This is a genomic window from Devosia sp. (assembly GCF_017307565.1).
GTDB lineage: Bacteria > Pseudomonadota > Alphaproteobacteria > Rhizobiales > Devosiaceae > Devosia.
In genome coordinates this window covers 1-1,354 of the sequence record NZ_JAFKHD010000380.1, presented here as the reverse complement: position 1 = coordinate 1,354, position 1,354 = coordinate 1, and the positions used below count along the sequence as shown (strand labels likewise).

General features: G+C 64.9%; 1 protein-coding gene and 1 pseudogene. Both read left to right on the top strand.

The features are described from left to right. A pseudogene (locus J0I64_RS15490) lies at window positions 1-130 on the top strand (GbsR/MarR family transcriptional regulator); the annotation flags it as partial. Continuing rightward, on the top strand, window positions 127-1,354 hold a 1,228-nt coding region (locus J0I64_RS15485; protein ID WP_291409848.1), incomplete at its 3' end, for an ABC transporter transmembrane domain-containing protein. The pseudogene J0I64_RS15490 and the gene J0I64_RS15485, both read left to right, overlap by 4 nt.

The window sequence follows — 1,354 nt, the reverse complement described above, 5'->3', positions numbered from 1 at the left end:
CGTCAAGAAACTCGATGCCGGACGGCTCGCATCGCTGCTGTCGCTCGGCTCGAAGGTCACGCGGTTTCTGGGTAAACGCGACAGGATCATCTCGATAGGGCGCGGGCGCAGAAAAGCGGACCGCCCATGAGCGTTTCGGGGAACACTAGCGCGCAGGCCACAATCACGGCGTGCGCCGCCAGCGATGCCGGTGATGATCCGTCCGTCCGCGCCGCCTCTCCACCTGCGTCGACGACGCGGCCTGACCTGCCCCGTTTCGCCGCAGCCCTTCAGATATCCGCCTCGCTTCTGTGGATACCGCAGGCGGCAGCTATCGCCTTCGCCATTGGAAACATCGCCGATGGCGCACCTGCGCAGGCGGCGATACTGCCGGCTCTCTGCGTCTTCGTCATCGGTATTCTGCGCGCAGCGCTCGAGCGTGCCGGCGCCACCCGCGCCTATGATGCCGCCCGCGCCCACCTCTCTACCATGCGCGCGCGCGCCGCCGCCGCCGTTGCGACACGTTCTCCCCTCGATGCCTTACGGCCTTCCTCCGGCCTCGTCGCCAGCACGCTCACCGAGCAGGCCGACGCCATCGTTCCCTATCTGGCAAGGTTTCAGCCGCTGCGCATCAGCGCCGCTGTTGTACCACCGATCATTCTAGGCTTCGTATTCGTCTTTTCGTGGGTCGCCGCCCTCGCCTTGCTGATGGCAGCGCCCGTCATACCCATCTTTATGGCGCTGATCGGCTGGCAGGCGAAAGCGGCCAGCGAAAGGCAGCTTACCCGTATGGGTAACATGAACGCCTTCCTTCTCGATCGGCTGCGCGGACTCGCCACCATCCGCGCCTTCGATGCGGTGGATAGTACCGCCCTCCGGCTGCGCGCAAACGCAGAAGAACTGCGAACCTCCACCATGGCGGTGCTACGCGTCGCGTTCCTGTCGTCGGCGGTTCTGGAACTGTTCGCTGCGCTCGGCGTGGCGCTGGTGGCGGTCTATGTCGGGTTTCATTTTCTGGGAGAACTGAACTTCGGTGCTTGGGGCGGAAAGCTGACGCTGGCGCAGGGTCTCTTCGTCCTGCTGCTCGCGCCCGCCTTCTTCGAGCCGCTACGTGATCTCTCGTCCGTCTGGCACGACCGCGCCGCCGGGCAAGCAGGACTGGAGGCGCTCGACCGCATTACGCGGGGCGGAACGAAAATCGTTGGCGGCCCGGAAAGTACAGCCGTCGAAGTCTCCGGTGCACTTTCGGTGTGGATCGACGGCCTCACCTTCCGCCATGCCGAATCGGCGAACGCGACCTTAAGCGATTTCGCCCTATCCATCGACCCCGGCGAACATGTCGCGGTGATGGCCCCTAGCGGTGGCGGAAAATCCA